Origin of the sequence: Tatumella sp. UCD-D_suzukii (genome assembly GCF_000611875.2) — a bacterium.
In the GTDB taxonomy this organism is placed as follows: Bacteria; Pseudomonadota; Gammaproteobacteria; order Enterobacterales; family Enterobacteriaceae; genus Tatumella; species Tatumella ptyseos.
In genome coordinates this window covers 82,192-100,060 of record NZ_JFJX01000072.1, presented here as the reverse complement: position 1 = coordinate 100,060, position 17,869 = coordinate 82,192, and the positions used below count along the sequence as shown (strand labels likewise).

General features: G+C 53.7%; 15 protein-coding genes. 6 read left to right on the top strand and 9 right to left on the bottom strand.

Going from position 1 to position 17,869, the window contains the following annotated elements:
- Nucleotides 1-78: 78 nt before the first annotated feature.
- Nucleotides 79-1,419, bottom strand: coding sequence for an aspartate aminotransferase family protein (locus CG67_RS17040; RefSeq protein WP_025904133.1), 1,341 nt, complete (start codon nucleotides 1,417-1,419; stop codon nucleotides 79-81).
- 187 nt (nucleotides 1,420-1,606) lie between these two features.
- Between CG67_RS17040 and CG67_RS17035 the strand changes: the two genes are divergently transcribed.
- The gene (locus CG67_RS17035; RefSeq protein WP_025904132.1) at nucleotides 1,607-2,383 is read left to right on the top strand and encodes a DeoR/GlpR family DNA-binding transcription regulator; all 777 of its coding nucleotides are present in this window, start codon (nucleotides 1,607-1,609) and stop codon (nucleotides 2,381-2,383) included.
- Here CG67_RS17035 and fdhD read toward each other — a convergent pair.
- The 5 genes from fdhD to CG67_RS17010 form a co-directional block, all read right to left on the bottom strand.
- Nucleotides 2,380-3,219, bottom strand: coding sequence for a formate dehydrogenase accessory sulfurtransferase FdhD (gene fdhD / locus CG67_RS17030; RefSeq protein WP_025904131.1), 840 nt, complete (start codon nucleotides 3,217-3,219; stop codon nucleotides 2,380-2,382). The two genes, CG67_RS17035 and fdhD, sit on opposite strands and share 4 nt — an antisense overlap.
- 148 nt (nucleotides 3,220-3,367) lie before the next feature.
- A complete protein-coding gene (gene glyS, locus CG67_RS17025; protein ID WP_025904130.1) occupies nucleotides 3,368-5,437 on the bottom strand; it encodes a glycine--tRNA ligase subunit beta in 2,070 nt (689 codons plus the stop codon).
- A gap of 9 nt (nucleotides 5,438-5,446) precedes the next feature.
- A complete protein-coding gene (gene glyQ, locus CG67_RS17020) occupies nucleotides 5,447-6,358 on the bottom strand; it encodes a glycine--tRNA ligase subunit alpha (protein ID WP_025904129.1) in 912 nt (303 codons plus the stop codon).
- 163 nt (nucleotides 6,359-6,521) lie between these two features.
- Nucleotides 6,522-7,454: a GlxA family transcriptional regulator gene (locus CG67_RS17015; RefSeq protein ID WP_025904128.1), complete on the bottom strand. Its 933-nt coding sequence runs from the start codon at nucleotides 7,452-7,454 to the stop codon at nucleotides 6,522-6,524.
- 33 nt (nucleotides 7,455-7,487) lie between these two features.
- Nucleotides 7,488-8,033 carry an isochorismatase family protein gene (locus CG67_RS17010; RefSeq protein WP_025904127.1) on the bottom strand — a complete coding sequence of 182 codons (546 nt, stop codon included), beginning with the start codon at nucleotides 8,031-8,033 and terminating at the stop codon, nucleotides 7,488-7,490.
- 636 nt (nucleotides 8,034-8,669) lie between these two features.
- On the opposite strand from CG67_RS17010, the gene CG67_RS17005 reads away from it, so the two are divergent.
- A complete protein-coding gene (locus CG67_RS17005; RefSeq protein WP_025904126.1) occupies nucleotides 8,670-9,545 on the top strand; it encodes an SDR family oxidoreductase in 876 nt (291 codons plus the stop codon).
- 122 nt (nucleotides 9,546-9,667) lie between these two features.
- A complete protein-coding gene (locus tag CG67_RS17000; protein ID WP_025904125.1) occupies nucleotides 9,668-10,921 on the top strand; it encodes an AGE family epimerase/isomerase in 1,254 nt (417 codons plus the stop codon).
- 43 nt (nucleotides 10,922-10,964) lie between these two features.
- Here the strand turns inward: CG67_RS17000 and CG67_RS16995 are convergent, their stop codons facing one another.
- On the bottom strand, nucleotides 10,965-11,435 hold the full coding sequence (locus CG67_RS16995; protein ID WP_025904124.1) for a DUF1456 family protein: 471 nt from the start codon (nucleotides 11,433-11,435) through the stop codon (nucleotides 10,965-10,967).
- A gap of 303 nt (nucleotides 11,436-11,738) precedes the next feature.
- Here CG67_RS16995 and mmuP point away from each other — a divergent pair, with 303 nt between their 5' ends.
- A complete protein-coding gene (gene mmuP, locus CG67_RS16990; protein ID WP_038024952.1) occupies nucleotides 11,739-13,142 on the top strand; it encodes an S-methylmethionine permease in 1,404 nt (467 codons plus the stop codon).
- Nucleotide 13,143: 1 nt separating this feature from the next.
- Nucleotides 13,144-14,088, top strand: a complete 945-nt coding sequence (mmuM, locus tag CG67_RS16985; protein WP_025904123.1) for a homocysteine S-methyltransferase — start codon at nucleotides 13,144-13,146, stop codon at nucleotides 14,086-14,088.
- Nucleotides 14,089-14,381: 293 nt separating this feature from the next.
- Here mmuM and CG67_RS16980 read toward each other — a convergent pair whose 3' ends face one another.
- Both CG67_RS16980 and CG67_RS16975 read right to left on the bottom strand, forming a co-directional pair.
- The gene (locus tag CG67_RS16980; protein ID WP_025904122.1) at nucleotides 14,382-15,167 is read right to left on the bottom strand and encodes an ABC transporter ATP-binding protein; all 786 of its coding nucleotides are present in this window, start codon (nucleotides 15,165-15,167) and stop codon (nucleotides 14,382-14,384) included.
- Nucleotides 15,164-16,234 (bottom strand): iron ABC transporter permease, encoded by a 1,071-nt coding sequence (locus CG67_RS16975; RefSeq protein ID WP_025904121.1) that lies wholly within the window; start codon nucleotides 16,232-16,234, stop codon nucleotides 15,164-15,166. Before CG67_RS16975 ends, CG67_RS16980 begins: the two co-directional genes overlap by 4 nt.
- Nucleotides 16,235-16,752: 518 nt before the next feature.
- Here CG67_RS16975 and CG67_RS16970 point away from each other — a divergent pair.
- Nucleotides 16,753-17,817, top strand: coding sequence for an ABC transporter substrate-binding protein (locus tag CG67_RS16970; RefSeq protein ID WP_051546439.1), 1,065 nt, complete (start codon nucleotides 16,753-16,755; stop codon nucleotides 17,815-17,817).
- Nucleotides 17,818-17,869: the final 52 nt, after the last annotated feature.

The following is a 17,869-nucleotide window of genomic DNA, read 5'->3' as shown; positions in this document are numbered from 1 at the left end:
AGTAACGGTTTGTTTTCAGTGCAAAAAAAACTGCCGAAACCTTCCGATTTCAGCAGTTTTTGCTAACAATTACCGGTTTCAGTGCCCCAGTGCTGTCAGTGATTTATCCAGCGCACCCACCAGCCAGTCGATGTCGGCCACCTGGAAAGCCAACGGCGGACGCAGTTTCAGTACATTCCCGTAAGGTCCGGCGACCGAAGTCAGCACACGGTGTTCACGTAACTGCTCAATCAGATCCAGTGCCAGAGTTTTATCCGGGGTTTTGCTTTCGCGATCTTTCACCAGCTCAAAACCGATAAATAATCCGGCACCGCGGACATCCCCGATACATTCGTGTTTATCCATCAGTTGACGTAATTCAGCCAGTAACTGTGCGCCGACGACGCGACTATGTTCCTGCAGCTTTTCTTCCTGAATAACATTCAGCACCGCCTGTGCCGCCGCCATCGCCACCGGGTTCCCGCCGAAGGTATTAAAGTAAGGGATCTCATCGCTGAACGTCGCCAGCACTTCACTTCTGGCCAGTAAGCCAGAGACCGGAATGCCGTTCCCCATGGGTTTACCGGTCGTGATAATATCCGGCACCACATCATGGCGACCGAAGCCCCAGAAACTGTCACCGGTTCTGGCAAACCCGGGCTGAACCTCATCAGCAATAAAGATACCGCCGTTACGGTGAACGACATCCACGGCCTGTTTTAAGAAACCACGCGGGTTAGGGAGTACCCCATCCGAGGAGAAGATAGAATCGGCCAGAAACCCTGCAAATTTAATACCGTGCGCCGCCATGTCATCGATCTGACGCTGAATTTCGGCGGCAAACCAGGCACCTAAATCCGGCGCATCGACACGGTAATCATCCGGCGGAGAGACCAAACGGGTGGTCGCGGCCAGGGGCTGCCCGCTTCCCAGCGCCGGGGACGCGCCGGAGGTCAGGTCGCTGGTACCGTGATAGGCTTCTTTGGTCACAATAATACCGGTGCCGCCACTAAATGAACGCGCAACGCGGATGGCCAGATCATTGGCTTCAGAGCCGGTACACATATACATGGCTTTATTAATTTCTGCCGGCGCTGTCGCCAGTAAGGCTTCACTGTAATCCAGAATATTTTCATGCAGATAGCGGGTATGAGTATTCAGCATTTTCATCTGCCGGGTCACGGCATCAATCACTGCCGGATGACAATGCCCGATGCTGGCGACGTTGTTATACACATCCAGGTATTTATCACCGTTCGCATCCCACAGATATTGCCCTTCCCCGCGTACCAGGTGCACCGGTTTACGGTAGAACAAGCGGTAGGAGTCACCGAGGACTTTACTGCGCTTCTCTGTCAGGCTGCGGGTGTCTGCATCCAGCCCGGCAGCATGTTCTGCACGGAAGCTGTTGGTATCCATGATGGTGGAACGAGTGGCCATAAAAACTCCTGTCACAATAATCAGCGGGAATACGGATAAATGAAATCTCGATAACTCCATCATGGCTGATTTTCAGAAAAATGCAACAAAATACACAAACACAACAAAATACACACCAAAGGTGTGCAGGCTGCGCTACACTGGAACAACTGGTATTATCCGACCCCGGTTTTATTGAGGATGTTTTATGTTGCAGGAAACGCGATTACACCGAATTCGTTCATTAATCAGTACCCATCATCAGGTCAGTACTGAGCGCATCATAAAAGAACTGGGAGTTTCCCGCGAAACCGCCCGACGGGATATTATCGCGCTGGAAGAACAAGGGATCGCCCGCAGAGTGCATGGCGGTATCGTCGCTATTGATGCGCCGGCCGAACCCCCGCTGACTCTTCGCTATGCCGCACGGGAAAAAGAAAAACGCAGTATTGCCCGTTGTGCGGTACAGCAATTACATGCCGGACAAACCCTGTTTCTGGACTCCGGCAGTACCACCACCCTGCTGGCTCAGGAACTGAGAACCATGTCAGGTCTGACCATTATTACCAACAGTCTGCAGGCAGCACTGGCGCTGACTGCCACAGAGAATGAAAGCCAGCTGGACCATGAGGTGATACTGCTTGGAGGCACAATGTCGGCCGGGACACAGCAAACCCGGGGCGGGAATACCATCAATGAGATCCACCGTTATCAGGCCGATGTGGCACTGCTGTCACCGGTCGGCGTGGATCCCACCAACGGGGCCAGCAGCTTTTCGCCGGAAGAAGCCGCGATAGCTACCGCGATGACCCGTCAGGCCAGACAACTGATCCTGCTGGCTGACCACAGTAAACTGGGGATCACCAGCCGCTATTGTTATGCCCGTCCGGAGGAGATCCATCTGCTGATTTCTGATCAGGCCGCCGGAGACAGCCCTGTATGGCAGGCACTGACCCGTTCGCTGCACCAGATCATTTGTGCCTAATACAGACGTTGCGGATGGGTATAGACGGTGGCCCGTCCGGGCTTACTGAATCCCACCAGGGTCAGTCCACAGCGTTCGGCCACATCGACGGCCAGTGTCGTGGCCGCAGACACAGCGAAAAGCAGTTCGGCACCACACATCGCTGTTTTCTGTACCATCTCATAACTGGCCCGACTGGAAACAATGACCGCGCCGTGATGCCACTGCCGCTGGCTGCGATACCCCAGCAGTTTATCCAGTGCCACATGCCGCCCGATATCCTCACATCCCTGTATCAGTGAGCCATCTTCGTTCATCCAGGCTGCCACATGGGTACACCCCGTCTGCTGGCCGATCGGCTGAAATTCTGACAATTGTGCCAGCCCGCGATCCAGGTTTTGTAAATCAAAGCGCTGCGTAAACGGTAAGGGCGGTACCGGCTTACCGATGTGTTGTAATTGCTCCACACCGCAGACTCCGCAGCCTGTTCGCCCGGCCATAGCTCTGCGCTGTTCTTTCAGCGCCATAAAGCGGCGGGCAGACAATTCTATCTGTATTTCAATCCCCTCACACACCGGGACCACGTCCATACCGTAGATGTCGGCGGGCGTCGAAATAATGCCTTCAGACAAGGAAAAACCCAGCGCGAACGCCTGCAGATCCAGGGGGGAGGCCATCATTACCACATGAGAAATGCCGTTATACACCAGGGCCACGGGAACTTCTTCCGCCAGAATATCCTCCTGTGCCGCCGGGTCGGCACTCTGCTGAATAGCGTCCCGGGTCCGGACCGGATGGCGTCTCAGCCCCTGCGCTGAAAGGATGTCGGAGTCAGAGGGCTTGGGAAGAGTGTTCATAGGATCTGTTCCGCAGATGGGTGCTTTTCGGTAAGAAGATTGACTGTATTTAGCATACAAACCTGGCCGGGTGTTAGCCGTACGGGCGGAAATACGGCGTAAAAAAAGCGAGCCGGAGGCTCGCTTTGTCGTATTTCGCAGTTAAGACTTACTGTAACAGGGAGATATCCGCCACCTGCAGGAACAGATCACGTAACTTCGCCAGTAACGTCAGACGGTTAATCCGCACGTCTTTCTCTTCAGCATTCACCATCACTTCACTGAAGAAGTTATCCACGGCTTCACGCAATTGAGCCAGCTCGATCAGGGCTTCCTGATAACGGCCTTCTGCAAAGTAAGGCTGCAGTTTGCTGGTCAGCGCGCTGACATAGGTCGCCAGAGTGATCTCGGCATTCTCTTTCAGCAGTGAGGCCTGTACGCTATCGTTCAGCGGCTCATCCGATTTTGCCAGGATATTAGAGACACGCTTATTCGCTGCCGCCAGAGCCGCAGACTGCTCAAGAGTACGGAAATGCGATACAGCACGCATACGGGCATCAAAGTCTGCCGGACGGGTTGGACGACGCGCCAGTACCGCTTGCAGTGTATCAACACTGTGACCTTCTTCCTGATACCAGGTGCGGAAACGACCCAGCATAAAGTCGATCACGTCATCCACCACGTTAGCATTCGTCAGCTTATCGCCGTACAAACGTACCGCTTCTTCTGTCAGTGTCTGCAGGTCTAATGGCAGGTTTTTCCCGACAATAATACGCAGCACACCCAGCGCTGCACGACGCAGAGCAAACGGGTCTTTATCCCCTTTAGGATGCTGACCAATACCGAAAATACCGGCCAGGGTATCCATCTTGTCGGCAATCGCCAACGCACAGGAAACCAGCCCCTGTGGTAACTCATCCCCGGAGAAACGTGGCTGATATTGCTCATTCAGCGCCAGAGCGACATCTTCAGCTTCACCGTCATGGCGTGCATAGTGCATGCCCATCACACCCTGGGTATCGGTGAATTCAAAGACCATGTTGGTCATCAGGTCACATTTCGATAGCAGGCCAGCACGGGTCGCATGACTGACGTCCGCCCCGATTTTCGCAGCAATCCAGCCGGCAAGCGCCTGAATACGATCTGTCTTATCACGCAGGGTCCCCAGCTGTTTCTGGAACAGTACGCTTTCCAGACGGGGTAACTGGTCTTCCAGACGCTGCTTACGGTCGCTGTTAAAGAAAAATTCCGCATCGGCCAGGCGCGGACGAACCACTTTTTCGTTGCCGGAAATGATCTGCTGAGGATCAGACGACTCAATATTGGTCACGAAAATAAAATTAGGCAGTAACTGACCGTCAGCACCATAGACAGGGAAATATTTCTGATCCCCCTTCATGGTGTACACCAGGGCTTCCGCCGGCACTGCCAGGAATTTTTCTTCGAAGGTCGCGGTCAGAACCACCGGCCATTCGACCAGAGACGTCACTTCTTCAAGCAGGCTGTCATTCAGGTCTGCCGTGCCACCCAGCTTTTCCGCCGCGGCTTCTGCACCGGCCTTGATAGCGGCTTTACGGGCATCATAGTCGGCCATCACTTTACCGCGTTCCAGCAGGATCTGCGGATACTGATCCGCACTCCCGATACTGAATTCAGACTCACCCATAAAACGGTGACCGCGGATGATACGATCTGACGGTACGCCAAGGATCGTCGCCGGGACCACTTCATCGCCCAGCAACAGTGTCACGGTATGAACCGGGCGAACAAATTGCACATCACTGTCTGCCCAGCGCATCAGCTTAGGCACCGGTAATTTACTCAGCACACCGGCAACCATGCCAGGCAACAGAGAAACCGCGCTCTCGCCTTTCACCGCCGCACGGTAAAGCAGCCATTCGCCTTTATCGGTTTTCAGTCGTTCGGCCTGATCGACCGTAATACCATTACCGCGCGCCCAGCCTTCGGCCGCTTTGGTCGGTTTACCTTCCGCATCAAAGGCAGCCTGAATAGCCGGGCCGCGTTTTTCAACTTCACGATCGGCCTGTGCCGCACTTAACGCCGCAACTTTGACGGCCAGACGGCGCGGAGCAGCAAACCACTCCACAGCACCGTGTGCCAGCCCTGCGCTATCCAGTTCAGCCGTCAGTTGTGTGGCAAAAGATTCCGCCAGCTGACGTAAGGCTTTTGGTGGCAGCTCTTCGGTGCCGATTTCCACCAGAAAGGTTTTTTCTGTCATCGCTGCCTCTTATTTGTTGTTATTGCACATCGGGAAGCCCAGGGCTTCACGGGAAGCATAATAGGCCTCAGCCACGGCTTTGGTCAGGGTACGAATGCGCAGGATATAACGCTGACGCTCTGTGACAGAGATGGCTTTGCGTGCATCCAGCAGGTTAAAACTGTGCGCAGCTTTCAGAATACGTTCGTAGGCTGGCAGAGGAAGCGGTTTTTCCAGCGCCAGTAAGGTCTGAGCTTCTTTCTCATACTGTTCAAAGCAGCTGAACAGGAAAGGCACATCAGCGTACTCAAAGTTATAGGTCGACTGTTCCACTTCATTCTGGTGGAACACATCGCCATAGGTCGTTTTACCGAGCGCGCCATCACTCCAGACCAGGTCGTAGACACTGTCAACACCCTGAATGTACATCGCCAGACGTTCCAGACCGTAGGTGATTTCACCGGTCACCGGTTTACACTCAAGACCACCGACCTGCTGGAAATAGGTGAACTGTGTCACTTCCATGCCGTTCAGCCACACTTCCCAGCCCAGTCCCCAGGCACCCAGTGTCGGGTTTTCCCAGTTATCTTCCACAAAGCGGATATCATGCACGCCAGGGTCAATGCCCAGTGCCTGTAACGAGCCGAGGTACAGTTCCTGCATATTTTCCGGAGACGGTTTAATCATCACCTGGAACTGATAGTAGTGTTGCAGACGGTTAGGGTTCTCGCCGTAACGTCCGTCCGTCGGACGACGTGAAGGCTGCACATACGCCGTCGCAATGGGTTCTGGCCCCAGAGCACGCAGACAGGTCATGGGATGCGAGGTACCCGCACCGACTTCCATATCCAGAGGCTGAACAATGGTGCAGCCTTGTTGCGCCCAGTAATCCTGCAAGGTCAGGATCAGGCCCTGAAAGGTCTTGGTATCAAACTTTTGCATGTTGAGTTCGCACACTATTTGGCCGGATGAAAAAAAGTGGGTCGTAGTATACCCTTTGACCGGCAGATGTGCAGCCGGAAATCAGCGCAAGGCAGGTCCCGCGCTGAATTGCCTCGTCACCGCTCTACGCGAAAACAGCTCCCCCGGTCCTCCGGGGACGACGCTATCCGGGATTATCTGCGCTAAGGCGTAACGCCGTACGCCGGAAATGACGGGCCGATGAAAATCCCGCGGCCAGTGCTGCTTTCTCAATACCTTCCCCTTGCTGAATGCGCTGCTCTGCCACCGCAACCTGTAACTGTTGCTGATAGGTATGAACGGTGACCCCAAGATGTTGACGAAACAAGCGTGTCAGGTGACGACCGCTGACATGGGCCCGTTGCGCCAGTTGCATCAGTGACCAGTGTTGCTCCGGGTGCTGGCTGATAAGATCCTGAGCCCGATGGATCGCCGGATGCAGGTGATTACGATAGCGTAACCAGGGAGAAAGCTGCGGATCATTCCCGGAACGGCGAAACCAGACCACCATCTCCCGGGCGATATCCAGTGCCTTTTGCGGACCGAATAACCAGTTAACCAGATGCAGAGAGAGATCAATCCCTGTCGTGATCCCTGCGCTGGTCCAGATCCCGCCATCCTCTACAAAAATACGGTTATCCAGCACACGTGCAGCCGGTGCGCTTTCTCTCAGCCGCGCCAGTAGCTGATGATGGGTAGTACACAAAACCCCATCCAGTAAACCAGCTCGGGCAGCCAGTAATGCCCCGGCGCAAATACAGACCAGAGTTATTTCCCCGCGGTGGATTGCCGCCTGCTGATGTCGCAACCACAGACAGGCTTCCGTCGCTGCTGGCAGAGTCAGCTGATGTTGCGAATTTTCGAGCCCGGGAACGATCAGGATACTGCCGGATGGCAGACGTTCCGGCAGGGGTAGAATATTACTGAGAGTCATCCGGGTCGAGGTGAAAACTGTCGCGTCGGGCCCCGTGTAATATAACGCTACATCCCGGCACGCCAGGCGGAGTGTTTCAGCCGGCCCGGCCATGTCGAGCGTCATCACTCCGGGCAACGTTAAAAACCAGACCGGGATCGTCACAGGCAATACCTTATCGTCATGGGGAATAATATTTCAGCACAGTCCCTGCCGTTGCAGGCATTCATCTACCGTACAGACATCGGCAAAGCGCCCATTCAGTACCATACTGGTGTGCTGCCTGATTTCATCAGCTGTATATTCACGGCTCTGCCATTGCATCGCAAAGGTTAGCGTGGCTTCACTGACAAACTGTACCTCAAATCCTGAATCGCGAGCGACTCTGGCCGTAGTTTCGCAACATTGCTCTGTCCGCATTCCACAGATAATCAGCCGGCCGATAGCTTCCTCTATGAGCCAGTCAGATAACGAAGAGTCAGCCAAAGCATTGTGGACGTGTTTATGTGCTGTTTTCGCAGCAGTATGACGTAAAAAGGACATCCGTTTCACATAACCGGAATCCGGAGCAAACAGTCCCTCACTGACATGAAATATATCCACGACGGGGATCTCCAGCGCTTCGCAGCCTGAAATCAACCGGCAGATACTGGCAGAAAATGCCGGAAAATCTGCGTCTGACCAGTCATCACGGTGTAAAAAAGAATCCTGAACATCAATCACCAGTAATGCACTTTTCATAATTATCTCCCGTCAGTCATCATCCGGTCAGTAGTATCTCTCTGAATGATGAGCCTGATAAGGTCGGATCAGGACAGACTGATGCCAGCCAAAGACAAAACTACGCTACAGGACCGTCAGCGGCATGCCGGGCTCATCAGGCACCCTACCGCAGCATCCGCCATTACCATTCAATACCGATAGCGAAAATGACCAGTATCAGGCAGGATAACCGTTCCGGAGGCCAGTGAAGATATCGTGTCACACCGGTATCAGCCCACGAATATACCTTCCGTTGCCGCAGTTGTTTCTGAATATATTATTTATCGTCCGAACGCTACTATCAGTGAAAATATCGTTCCCGTCACTGAATTGTCAGGGGGAAACCTGCCGGGATACACTGCCTCGCCCTGCCAAAACAACATTCAAAATATAACTTAAAACAATAAGATAACTAATTTTTAACCTTAATGTTCCCGACAAATATTCTGCATTTCTGCCGACATTACAGTGGTTTCTGCTGGTTATTCGACAACCGGGTATCGCCTTCTATACTTAAATCGTTCTGAAGTTTAACGAGTGCGGTTAACAAACTTCTGCGGCATCAGGCTTCGGAATGCCGTTTTGTTAACCGTTCGATTAACATAACCGGAGGGAAATATGGTTCAGAAGATAACTATCCATGCTCAGTCACAAACTCTGCCCGGCAGCGATGAAAAGCTGAAGCCTGCAGCGGTCTTTATACGGGATGACTATAAAGGCAGCGGAAAGCTGGCGGGTAAAGTTGCCCTGGTCACCGGGGGTGACAGTGGTATAGGACGTTCGGTTGTGCAGCATTTTGCCCGCGAAGGTGCCGATATTGCCCTGACCTATTTACCGGATAGCGAAGAAGAAGCGCAGGATGCAAAAATTGCACAGCAACTGGTGGAAAAAGAAGGCCGTAAATGCGTGACTTATCCGGTGGATCTGCGTAAAGCGGAAAACTGCCGCCAGCTGGTCGATAGCGTGGTCAAAGAGTTCGGTAAACTGAATATTCTGGTGAATAACGCCGGGACTCAGTATCCGAATGAAGATATTACCACCCTGAGCGACGAAAAATGGCTGGATACGTTTGATGTGAATATTCACTCAGTATTCTTCATGACCAAAGCCGCCCTGCCTCACCTGCAGGAAGATGACAGCATTATCAATACTACTTCCGTCAATGCGTATGTCGGCCCGGAAATGCTGCTGGATTATACCGCGACCAAAGGTGCGATTGTCAGTTTCACCCGTGCACTGTCTAATCAGATTGCCGCGAAAGGGATCCGTGTAAATGCCGTGGCACCAGGCCCGGTCTGGACCCCGCTGCAGCCCGCGACACTCGGTGACTATAACAAGGATCTGCTGGAAGACTTTGGCCATGAGACTCCGATGGGCCGCGCCGGTCAGCCTTCTGAGCTTGGCCCGGTCTATGTGTTCCTGGCAAGCCTTGACTCTTCCTTTATCAGTGGCCAGGTACTGCACCCTAACGGCGGTATTATGGTCGGCGGCTAAGCCGCTCTCCCCTGTCTGCGCAGCGCAGCCCCCCGGCTGTCTGCGCATCGAATAACTTTGTTTTAATGATGACTGCCGCAGCCTGCCGGCGGCGGTCTGTTGCCCTGAATACAGAGGATACTATGTTATTTAAACAATTAACTGACAGCTGGCTGAGCATGCCTTATCACCATGACTGGCTGGAAAAAGAGAGCCGCCGCCTGATGGCATTTTACCGTAACTCAAAACACCCTAAGGGTGGGTTCGGTGCCCTGGATATCCATGGCAATCTGCCATCGGATGCACAGCCGGAGAGCATGCTCACCGCCAGGATGACCCACTGTTTCTCCATCGCGTCATTACAGGGCGAGCCGGGAGCCGGTGATTTGGCAAAATGGGGGGTCGATGCTTTACGTGGTGTGCTGCGTGATAAAGAGTTCGGCGGCTGGCTGGACGGGATCCCGGAGCAATCACCTGACGGGCGGAAACAGGCCTATCTGCATGTTTTTGTTACCCTTGCTGCATTAAGTGCCACATTAGCCAATATTGAGGGTGCGCAGGAGCTTCTGGACGAAGCGAAAGATATTATGGATAACCGTTTCTGGTCAGACAAAGAAGGACGGCTACAGGAAAGTTTCGCCCGTGACTGGAAAGATCCGGAGGCCTATCGCGGGGGCAACAGTAATATGCACGCCACCGAGATGTTTGTACAACTGGCCGATGTGACGGGTGAAAGTAAATGGCGTCAGCGGGCACTGTCTATCGTTACCCATATTATTCATAAGCACGCCAAATCGAATAAGTATCTGCTTGCCGAACATTTCGATGAAAACTGGCAGGAATGGCACGACTACAATAAAGACAAACCGACCGATGACTTCCGTCCGTACGGGATCACGCCGGGGCACGCCTGTGAGTGGGCACGTCTGCTGTTACACCTGGAAGCGGCGTTGTTGCGGAATAATGAACACACACCGGAGTGGTTGCTGGCAGATTCAAAAGGGTTATTTGAAACCGGCCTGAAGTATGGCTGGTTTGTGGATGGTCAGCCGGGCCTGGTGTATACCCATGACTGGGATAAGAAACCCGTGACCCACAACCGTCTGCACTGGACGGTGGCGGAGAGTTGCTCCACTGCCGCCAGTCTGCTGAAGCGTACCGGGGATTTGACCTATGAGCGCTGGTATCGCACATTGTGGGATTATATTGCCAATTATCTGATAGATCAGAAAAACGGTAGCTGGTGGCACGAACTGGATGCTGAAAACAAACCCTCTTCCGTGGTCTGGTCCGGGAAACCCGATATCTACCACGCATGGCAACTGACGCTGAACAGCCGTTTACCGCTCGCACCGACACTGGGCACCGCAGTAAAACTTGGGCTGGACCGGATGTAACCCCGTAATACTCCCCCGCCTTGTACCGGCAGGGGAGCCTTCATTATTTCTTCGCTTTACGCACCCGCTCAGCCAGACCTTTCAGGATATAACGCAGTACCTGATCCCCGCACTCGCGGTAGTTTTTATGCCCTTCTTTACGGAAAAAAGCACTCAGCTCATTTTCTGACATCGCAAAATCCACAGATTTCAGAATGTCATGTAAATCCTCGGTTTTCAGCTCAAACGCCACGCGCAATTTTTTCAGCATGACATTATTGGTCACGCGCTTCTCTACTTCAGGAGCAGGATAGCGCGGGTCACGACCACGGCGGTAGAATATCAGGCCGTTCAGAAAATGTGCCATGACCTTATCGTTACATGCCAGGTAGCCCGGCTCGCCTTCTTTAACCAGATAGCCACTCATTTCCTTGAGGCTGACTTCCGCCCCCCCTGAAATAAGAATTTCCAGCATTTTTTCATCACGAAGGTCGAGCATATAGCGAACACTACGCAAAACGTCATTGTGCATCATGGTATTAATTTCCTGAAATCATCGGACCGGTCTCCCGGCAACAGCCTGTTTAACTACTTCTGGCCAGGCATTATACAAGTCTCACCGCGCGGGTCGCCTGTTAGTTGATAAAAAAGCCGGATTAATAGTGCTGAAGCATAAAAATTGCGGCGATGGGAATATTCAGCCGCCGGTCAGCCATTATTGCACCTCTTTTCCGGCCTGCTCCCCCTGAGCGTACCCTGTGATTTTTTGCATTTCAAAGTGGATGCCGGTATAACTTCGCTCATCTCACGTTAGACATCTAACCATTCAGAAGGCTACATGCAGACATCTTCAACTACCGCGCCGCTGAAGCGCACCATGAAAGCCCGTCATCTGGTGATGCTGTCACTGGGCGGGGTGATCGGGACCGGATTATTTTTTAACACCGGCTATATTATCTCCACCACAGGGGCGGCAGGGACACTCCTCGCCTATCTTATCGGTGCGCTGGTGGTCTGGCTGGTGATGCAATGTTTAGGTGAACTGTCAGTCGCAATGCCGGAAACAGGCGCATTCCATGTCTATGCCAGTCGTTATCTTGGCCCAGCCACCGGCTATACGGTGGCCTGGCTCTACTGGCTGACCTGGACGGTCGCCCTCGGCTCCAGCTTTACGGCGGCCGGTTTCTGTATGCAGTACTGGTTTCCGCAGGTTCCGGTCTGGGTCTGGTGCCTGGTTTTTTGCGTACTGATTTTCGGCCTGAATGTGGTATCTACCCGCTTTTTTGCCGAAAGTGAATTCTGGTTCTCTCTGCTCAAAGTCTTCACTATCGTGCTGTTCCTGATCCTGGGCGTTGCCGCCATGACCGGGCTGCTACCGATGCACGACGGAACGCCGGCCCCCGGCCTGCATAACATCACCGCTCAGGGCTGGTTCCCCCATGGCGGCCTGCCCATCCTGATGACGATGGTCGCGGTTAACTTCGCTTTTTCCGGGACAGAACTGATTGGTATTGCGGCCGGTGAAACTGAATCCCCGCATAAAGTGATCCCGATAGCTATCCGCACGACGGTGGTACGACTGATTATTTTCTTTGTGGGGACCGTATTTGTGCTTGCGGCCCTGATCCCTATGCAGCAGGCCGGCGTCGAAAAAAGTCCCTTTGTACTGGTGTTTGAAAAGGTCGGTATTCCCTATGCCGCAGGGATCTTTAATCTGGTGATCCTGACCGCTATCCTTTCGGCAGCAAATTCCGGTCTGTATGCCTCCGGCAGAATGTTATGGTCACTGGCAAATCAGAATACCCTGCCACAATGCTTTTCCCGGGTCACAAAACGGGGCGTTCCTTTAACGGCACTGTCGGTCAGTATGCTCGGCGGACTGCTGGCGCTGGCTTCCAGCGTCATCGCGCCGGACACGGTTTTTGTGGCGTTGTCGGCTATCTCCGGTTTCGCCGTCGTCGCCGTCTGGCTGAGTATCTGTGCCTCGCATTATGTCTTCCGCCGCCGTCATGTGCAGCAGGGTAAACCACTGAGTGATTTGCTCTATCGCGCACCGTGGTATCCTGTGGTACCGGTACTGGGCTTTATTTTATGCCTGGTCGCCTGTGCCGGTCTGGCCTTTGACCCGGATCAGCGTATAGCGTTATGGTGCGGAATTCCTTTTGTCGCCCTCTGCTATCTGGCTTATTTTATTACCCGCAAGCTGAGCCGGGCCAACGCCGCTCAGCCTCAGGAGCAGTAACATGCGACCCAATAATCCTTTATTCTCCGTGCTCCGTGAGCAGCCTTTTTTACTGCTCGACGGCGCGATGGCTACAGAACTGGAAAACCGTGGCTGTCAGCTGGCAGACAGCCTGTGGTCGGCCAAAATCCTGCAGGAAAACCCGCAACTGATTGAACAGGTGCATTACGATTATTTTCAGGCGGGGGCCCGTTGTGCGATCACCGCGAGCTATCAGGCCAGCCTCCCGGGGTTTGCCGCACGGAATATCTCTGCCGGTGAGGCTCAGGCTCTGATACGCCTGAGCGTGACCCTGGCAGCCAACGCCCGCCACCGGTATTTATCGGAGCACCCCCAGGCCGGGCCGTTACTGATTGCCGGCTCTGTCGGGCCTTACGGGGCTTATCTGGCTGACGGTTCTGAATACCGGGGGGATTACCAGCGCAGCCTCCGGCAATATCAGGACTTTCACCGGCCGCGAATTGCCGCATTGATCGAAGCCGGGGCGGATCTGCTGGCCTGTGAAACACTGCCCTCTTTTGATGAAATCCGGGCACTGGCAGAGCTGCTGAACGAATATCCCCGTACTACCGCCTGGTTCTCGTTTACCCTGAAAGATGCACAGCATCTGAGTGACGGCACGCCACTGAGTGAAGTGGTCGCCTTTATCGAAGGCTATCCCCGTATCGTCGCCATCGGAATCAACTGCATTGCGCTGGAGGATACGACTGAAGCGTTACGCCATCTGCATTCACTGACGCCACTCCCGCTGGTGGTGTATCCGAATTCCGGCGAACATTATGATCCGGTCAGTAAGACCTGGCATCATCAGCCTCATGGCTGTGCAACACTGAGTGATTATCTGCCGGCATGGCTGGCGGCCGGTGCCCGGGTGATCGGCGGGTGCTGCCGTACGACTCCGGCTGATATTGCGGTGTTACACCGTTTACAGACCGCGTCTGCCTGACGCTACCCCTGCCGACGGCCGGGCACACCGTGCTCTGCCGTCGGCCCCGCGAATTCAGACGTGTTATCCCCGGAAAGAAGTAAATGCTGTGCTCTCCGCGACTTCTGACGTGTCCGGGAGGCAGAGAACCGCTCAGGCTTATCAGGTAAATTCTGAGGAAACGGTGAACATTGCAGGTAAAGAAGCGGTGACTGCACACAGAAGTTCAGAGGGGAGATAACACAAGGTCAGCCTGCAAAGGGGTCGGGAGTGGATCCTAAGGGCGGATAGCCGGAGGCTATCCGCAATAACGGTTACAGGTTGCCGCTGACCAGCCCATCAATATGAACCTGCGGTACCCCCTGAGAACACAATTCGATCCGTCCACGGACACCATACACTTCGGCCAGGCTTTCCGGGGTAATGACATCCGCAGGCGCGCCGCTGGCCACAATCCGTCCGGATTTCATCATCACCACATGATCACTGTGTCGCAGGGCGATATTAATATCATGCAGAACAACCACCGTGACCATATTGCGCGCACGGGTCTCTTTACTGACCAGGCTCATCACATGGTACTGATAATTGAGATCCAGTGCACTGAGCGGTTCGTCGAGTAACAGCAGGGACGGATTACGCACCAGCGACTGGGCCAGACCGACCATTTGTTTCTGGCCCCCGGACAACTCATCCATATATCTGAGCGCCAGCGACGCAATCCCGACTTCATCCAGTAACTGCAGTATACGTTCCGGTGAGACATCCGCCCCCTGCTGTCCCGTGGCTCTGGCCGACACCAGCACGGATTCTAATACCTGCAGATGGACCCCGGAAGGCAGGCTCTGAGGCAGATAGACAACTTTATCGCCGCGCTCTGCCAGAGATAAGTGGTTGATATCTTTATTATCCAGCCAGATTTCCCCCTCCGCCCGGTTTAACCCGGCCAGGGCGCGCAGCAGGGTAGACTTACCGCACCCGTTCGGTCCCAGTAATACCGTTACCTTACCCCGTGGAATAGCCTCCAGGGACATTTCACTGATCACCGGATGACGACGATAACCGGTACAGAGCCCCTTAATACTCAGGGAATCACTCATAAGTTCCCCCGGTGACGCAGAATGATAACAATGAAGAACGGCACACCCACCAGCGAGGTGATAATACCAATCGGGATAATGACTCCGGGGACAATATTTTTTGATACCACAGAGGCCAGGGATAACACCAGCGCACCAATCAGACCACTGGCGGGCAGATAAAAGCGGTGATCCTCACCCACCAGTTGCCGGGCGATATGGGGTGCCACCAGGCCGATAAATCCGATAGGCCCGACAAAGGCCACGGCCAGGGCAGACGCCAGGCTGATGCGGATTAATGACGACATCCGCAGACGAGCAACATCAATACCAAAACTGGCCGCCCTGTCTTCCCCCAGACGCAGTGCGGTCAGTTGCCAGGCACTCTTCAGTGCCCAGGGCAGCAGTATCACTATGGCGGCGGCCAGGATCCCCAGTTTCGGCCAGGAGGCCCTCCCCAGGCTACCCATCGTCCAGAAGACCAGCGATTGCAGGGTATCTTCACTGGCGATAAATTGCATCATGGCGACCAGGGCATTAAAGGTAAAGACCAGGGCAATACCGAACAGCACAACGGTGGTGCGTGTATTTACGGTGCGGCGGCTGACCAGATTCAGAATAAACGCCGTCAGAATGGCAAAAATAAAGGCGTTCCCGGTGACCAGCCAGGTTCCGGGGATCCAGGGGATACCGACCCCGAGGACCAGCGCTAACGCAGCACCGAACGAGGCAGCGGAGGAAACGCCCAGAGTGAAAGGACTGGCCAGCGGGTTATTGAGGATTGTCTGCATCTCACTCCCCGCCATTCCCAGGGCAAAACCGACCACCACGGCCATCAGCGTGAAAGGCAGACGGATATCCCAGACGATCACCCGGGTCGCAGCATCAACACCGGCCGGATGCACCAGCGCACGTAACAGCGTCATCAGGTCAAGGTGTGCCGGTCCTATCGTAAAATCGAGGATAACGCTACAGCAGATAGCAATCACCAATACCAACAACAGGACGACACGTTTACGAATAAGTTTTCGATACTCGGCACCGATACCACCACGTTCATGGGTAACGGATTCTGTCACAGTACTCATTAATGATATTTCCACGTTCCGGAACTAACGATATTGTTTTGTGCGGCTTATTCATTCGCCGTATCAGGGTGACAGCGATAAACCGGTGAAGAGTGGCAGTGATCCTGCCCTGATCCGTCCGCGACAAAATATAATAATAATCATTCCGAATGATACCGCGAAACCGAATGAATACAACGCTAAACAGTTTACACAACGTGAATAGCCGCAATATAACGCCTGTATTTTCCGCCGGTCAGGGCCGGAACAACGGGTTGCGGAAACATCTCACGGCAGATAGTTACTCCCGGTAACATACAGCAGATATCTGCAGCTCAAATTATAGTTAATAATTATTATGATATAGATTCTCATTCCACCACCTCCCCGGCCCTGTTCTTTTTCGGCTTACCCCATGGCCACGAGGGAGAAACAATTCAGGAAAGCTAATGAATAACGCCATTAAACGTCGTCATCCTCTCATACGCTATGCCCGTCATTGTGTCACTGCCGCGGTGTGTTTCTCCCCTCTGGCCGCGATGGCAACAGATTACCCGCTGACCGTACAGGATATGGATCACCAGACTGTCGTTATCAGCCATGAACCGAAACGAATTATTCTGCAGGATGGCCGCGATATTATGGCGCTGGCCCTGCTCGACAGAGCGGACCCGTTCGCGCGGGTCATTAGCTGGAATAATCTGATCAAAAAACAGGACGGTCAGGAATGGGCAGTTCTGAAAGGAAAATGGCCTCAGGCCGCGGCTATCCCGGATATGGGATTCTCAGACCAGGGGGAAGTGAATACTGAAACGGTGATTTCCAGTCACCCGGACCTGCTCATTGCACAGTTGCGGGCCAAACCGGCACTGGAACAAACCGGTGTTTTAAAACGTTTCCGTGAATTGCATATTCCCGTACTGTTCCTGGATTATGAACTCCACCCTATTCAGGATACGGTACCCAGCATTACGTTACTGGGGAAAGTGCTTAATAAAGAGAGCAACGCAAAAGCCTTCACTGATTTTTATACCGAACGCCTGAACCGGATTGAATCTGTCGTCAGCAAAGCACCGAAAAAGCCGCTGGTCTTCATCGAACCTATCGCCGGTAATTCAGATAACTGCTGCTTCACTCACGGAACCAATGGCTGGGGCGGATTAGTGGCTGCTGCGGGCGGGATTAATATCGGCTCCGAATTACTGAAAGGGGCATCCGGCTTTATTAACCCTGAAAAAATTATTGCGATGCGCCCTGACTGGTACCTGATGACCGGTTCAAAACGCGGAGCACCAGGGAACCCGGTATTGCCGTTCGGTTACAATACCCAAATCACACAGATCAAAGCCAGCTTTGACAACCTGTTAAAACGTACTGCTGTCGCGACGATCCCGGCGGTCTCTGAAGGGCATGTCGGCGGGGTGTATCATCATTTCTACAACCATCCGTGGAATATTATAGGGGTGGAAATCCTGGCGCACTGGTTCTATCCGCAGCAGTTTGCTTCGCTGGATCCGACTGCCGATTACCACTATATCGTGACCCATTTCACGCAGTTACCGAATGACCCGGTCAATCTGAGTTATTCACCGGTCAGTCAGTAATCCCTGCCAGGGGAAGCCCGTATCGGGCTTCCCTGCCCGGACATCCGCCCGA

Coding starts and splice junctions, on each gene's coding strand:
- CG67_RS17040 (WP_025904133.1), bottom strand. CDS start 1,419: ATGGCCACTCGTTCCACCATCATGGATACCAACAGCTTCCGTGCAGAA.
- CG67_RS17035 (WP_025904132.1), top strand. CDS start 1,607: ATGTTGCAGGAAACGCGATTACACCGAATTCGTTCATTAATCAGTACC.
- fdhD (WP_025904131.1), bottom strand. CDS start 3,219: ATGAACACTCTTCCCAAGCCCTCTGACTCCGACATCCTTTCAGCGCAG.
- glyS (WP_025904130.1), bottom strand. CDS start 5,437: ATGACAGAAAAAACCTTTCTGGTGGAAATCGGCACCGAAGAGCTGCCA.
- glyQ (WP_025904129.1), bottom strand. CDS start 6,358: ATGCAAAAGTTTGATACCAAGACCTTTCAGGGCCTGATCCTGACCTTG.
- CG67_RS17005 (WP_025904126.1), top strand. CDS start 8,670: ATGGTTCAGAAGATAACTATCCATGCTCAGTCACAAACTCTGCCCGGC.
- CG67_RS17000 (WP_025904125.1), top strand. CDS start 9,668: ATGTTATTTAAACAATTAACTGACAGCTGGCTGAGCATGCCTTATCAC.
- CG67_RS16995 (WP_025904124.1), bottom strand. CDS start 11,435: ATGATGCACAATGACGTTTTGCGTAGTGTTCGCTATATGCTCGACCTT.
- mmuP (WP_038024952.1), top strand. CDS start 11,739: ATGCAGACATCTTCAACTACCGCGCCGCTGAAGCGCACCATGAAAGCC.
- mmuM (WP_025904123.1), top strand. CDS start 13,144: ATGCGACCCAATAATCCTTTATTCTCCGTGCTCCGTGAGCAGCCTTTT.
- CG67_RS16980 (WP_025904122.1), bottom strand. CDS start 15,167: ATGAGTGATTCCCTGAGTATTAAGGGGCTCTGTACCGGTTATCGTCGT.
- CG67_RS16975 (WP_025904121.1), bottom strand. CDS start 16,234: ATGAGTACTGTGACAGAATCCGTTACCCATGAACGTGGTGGTATCGGT.
- CG67_RS16970 (WP_051546439.1), top strand. CDS start 16,753: ATGGCAACAGATTACCCGCTGACCGTACAGGATATGGATCACCAGACT.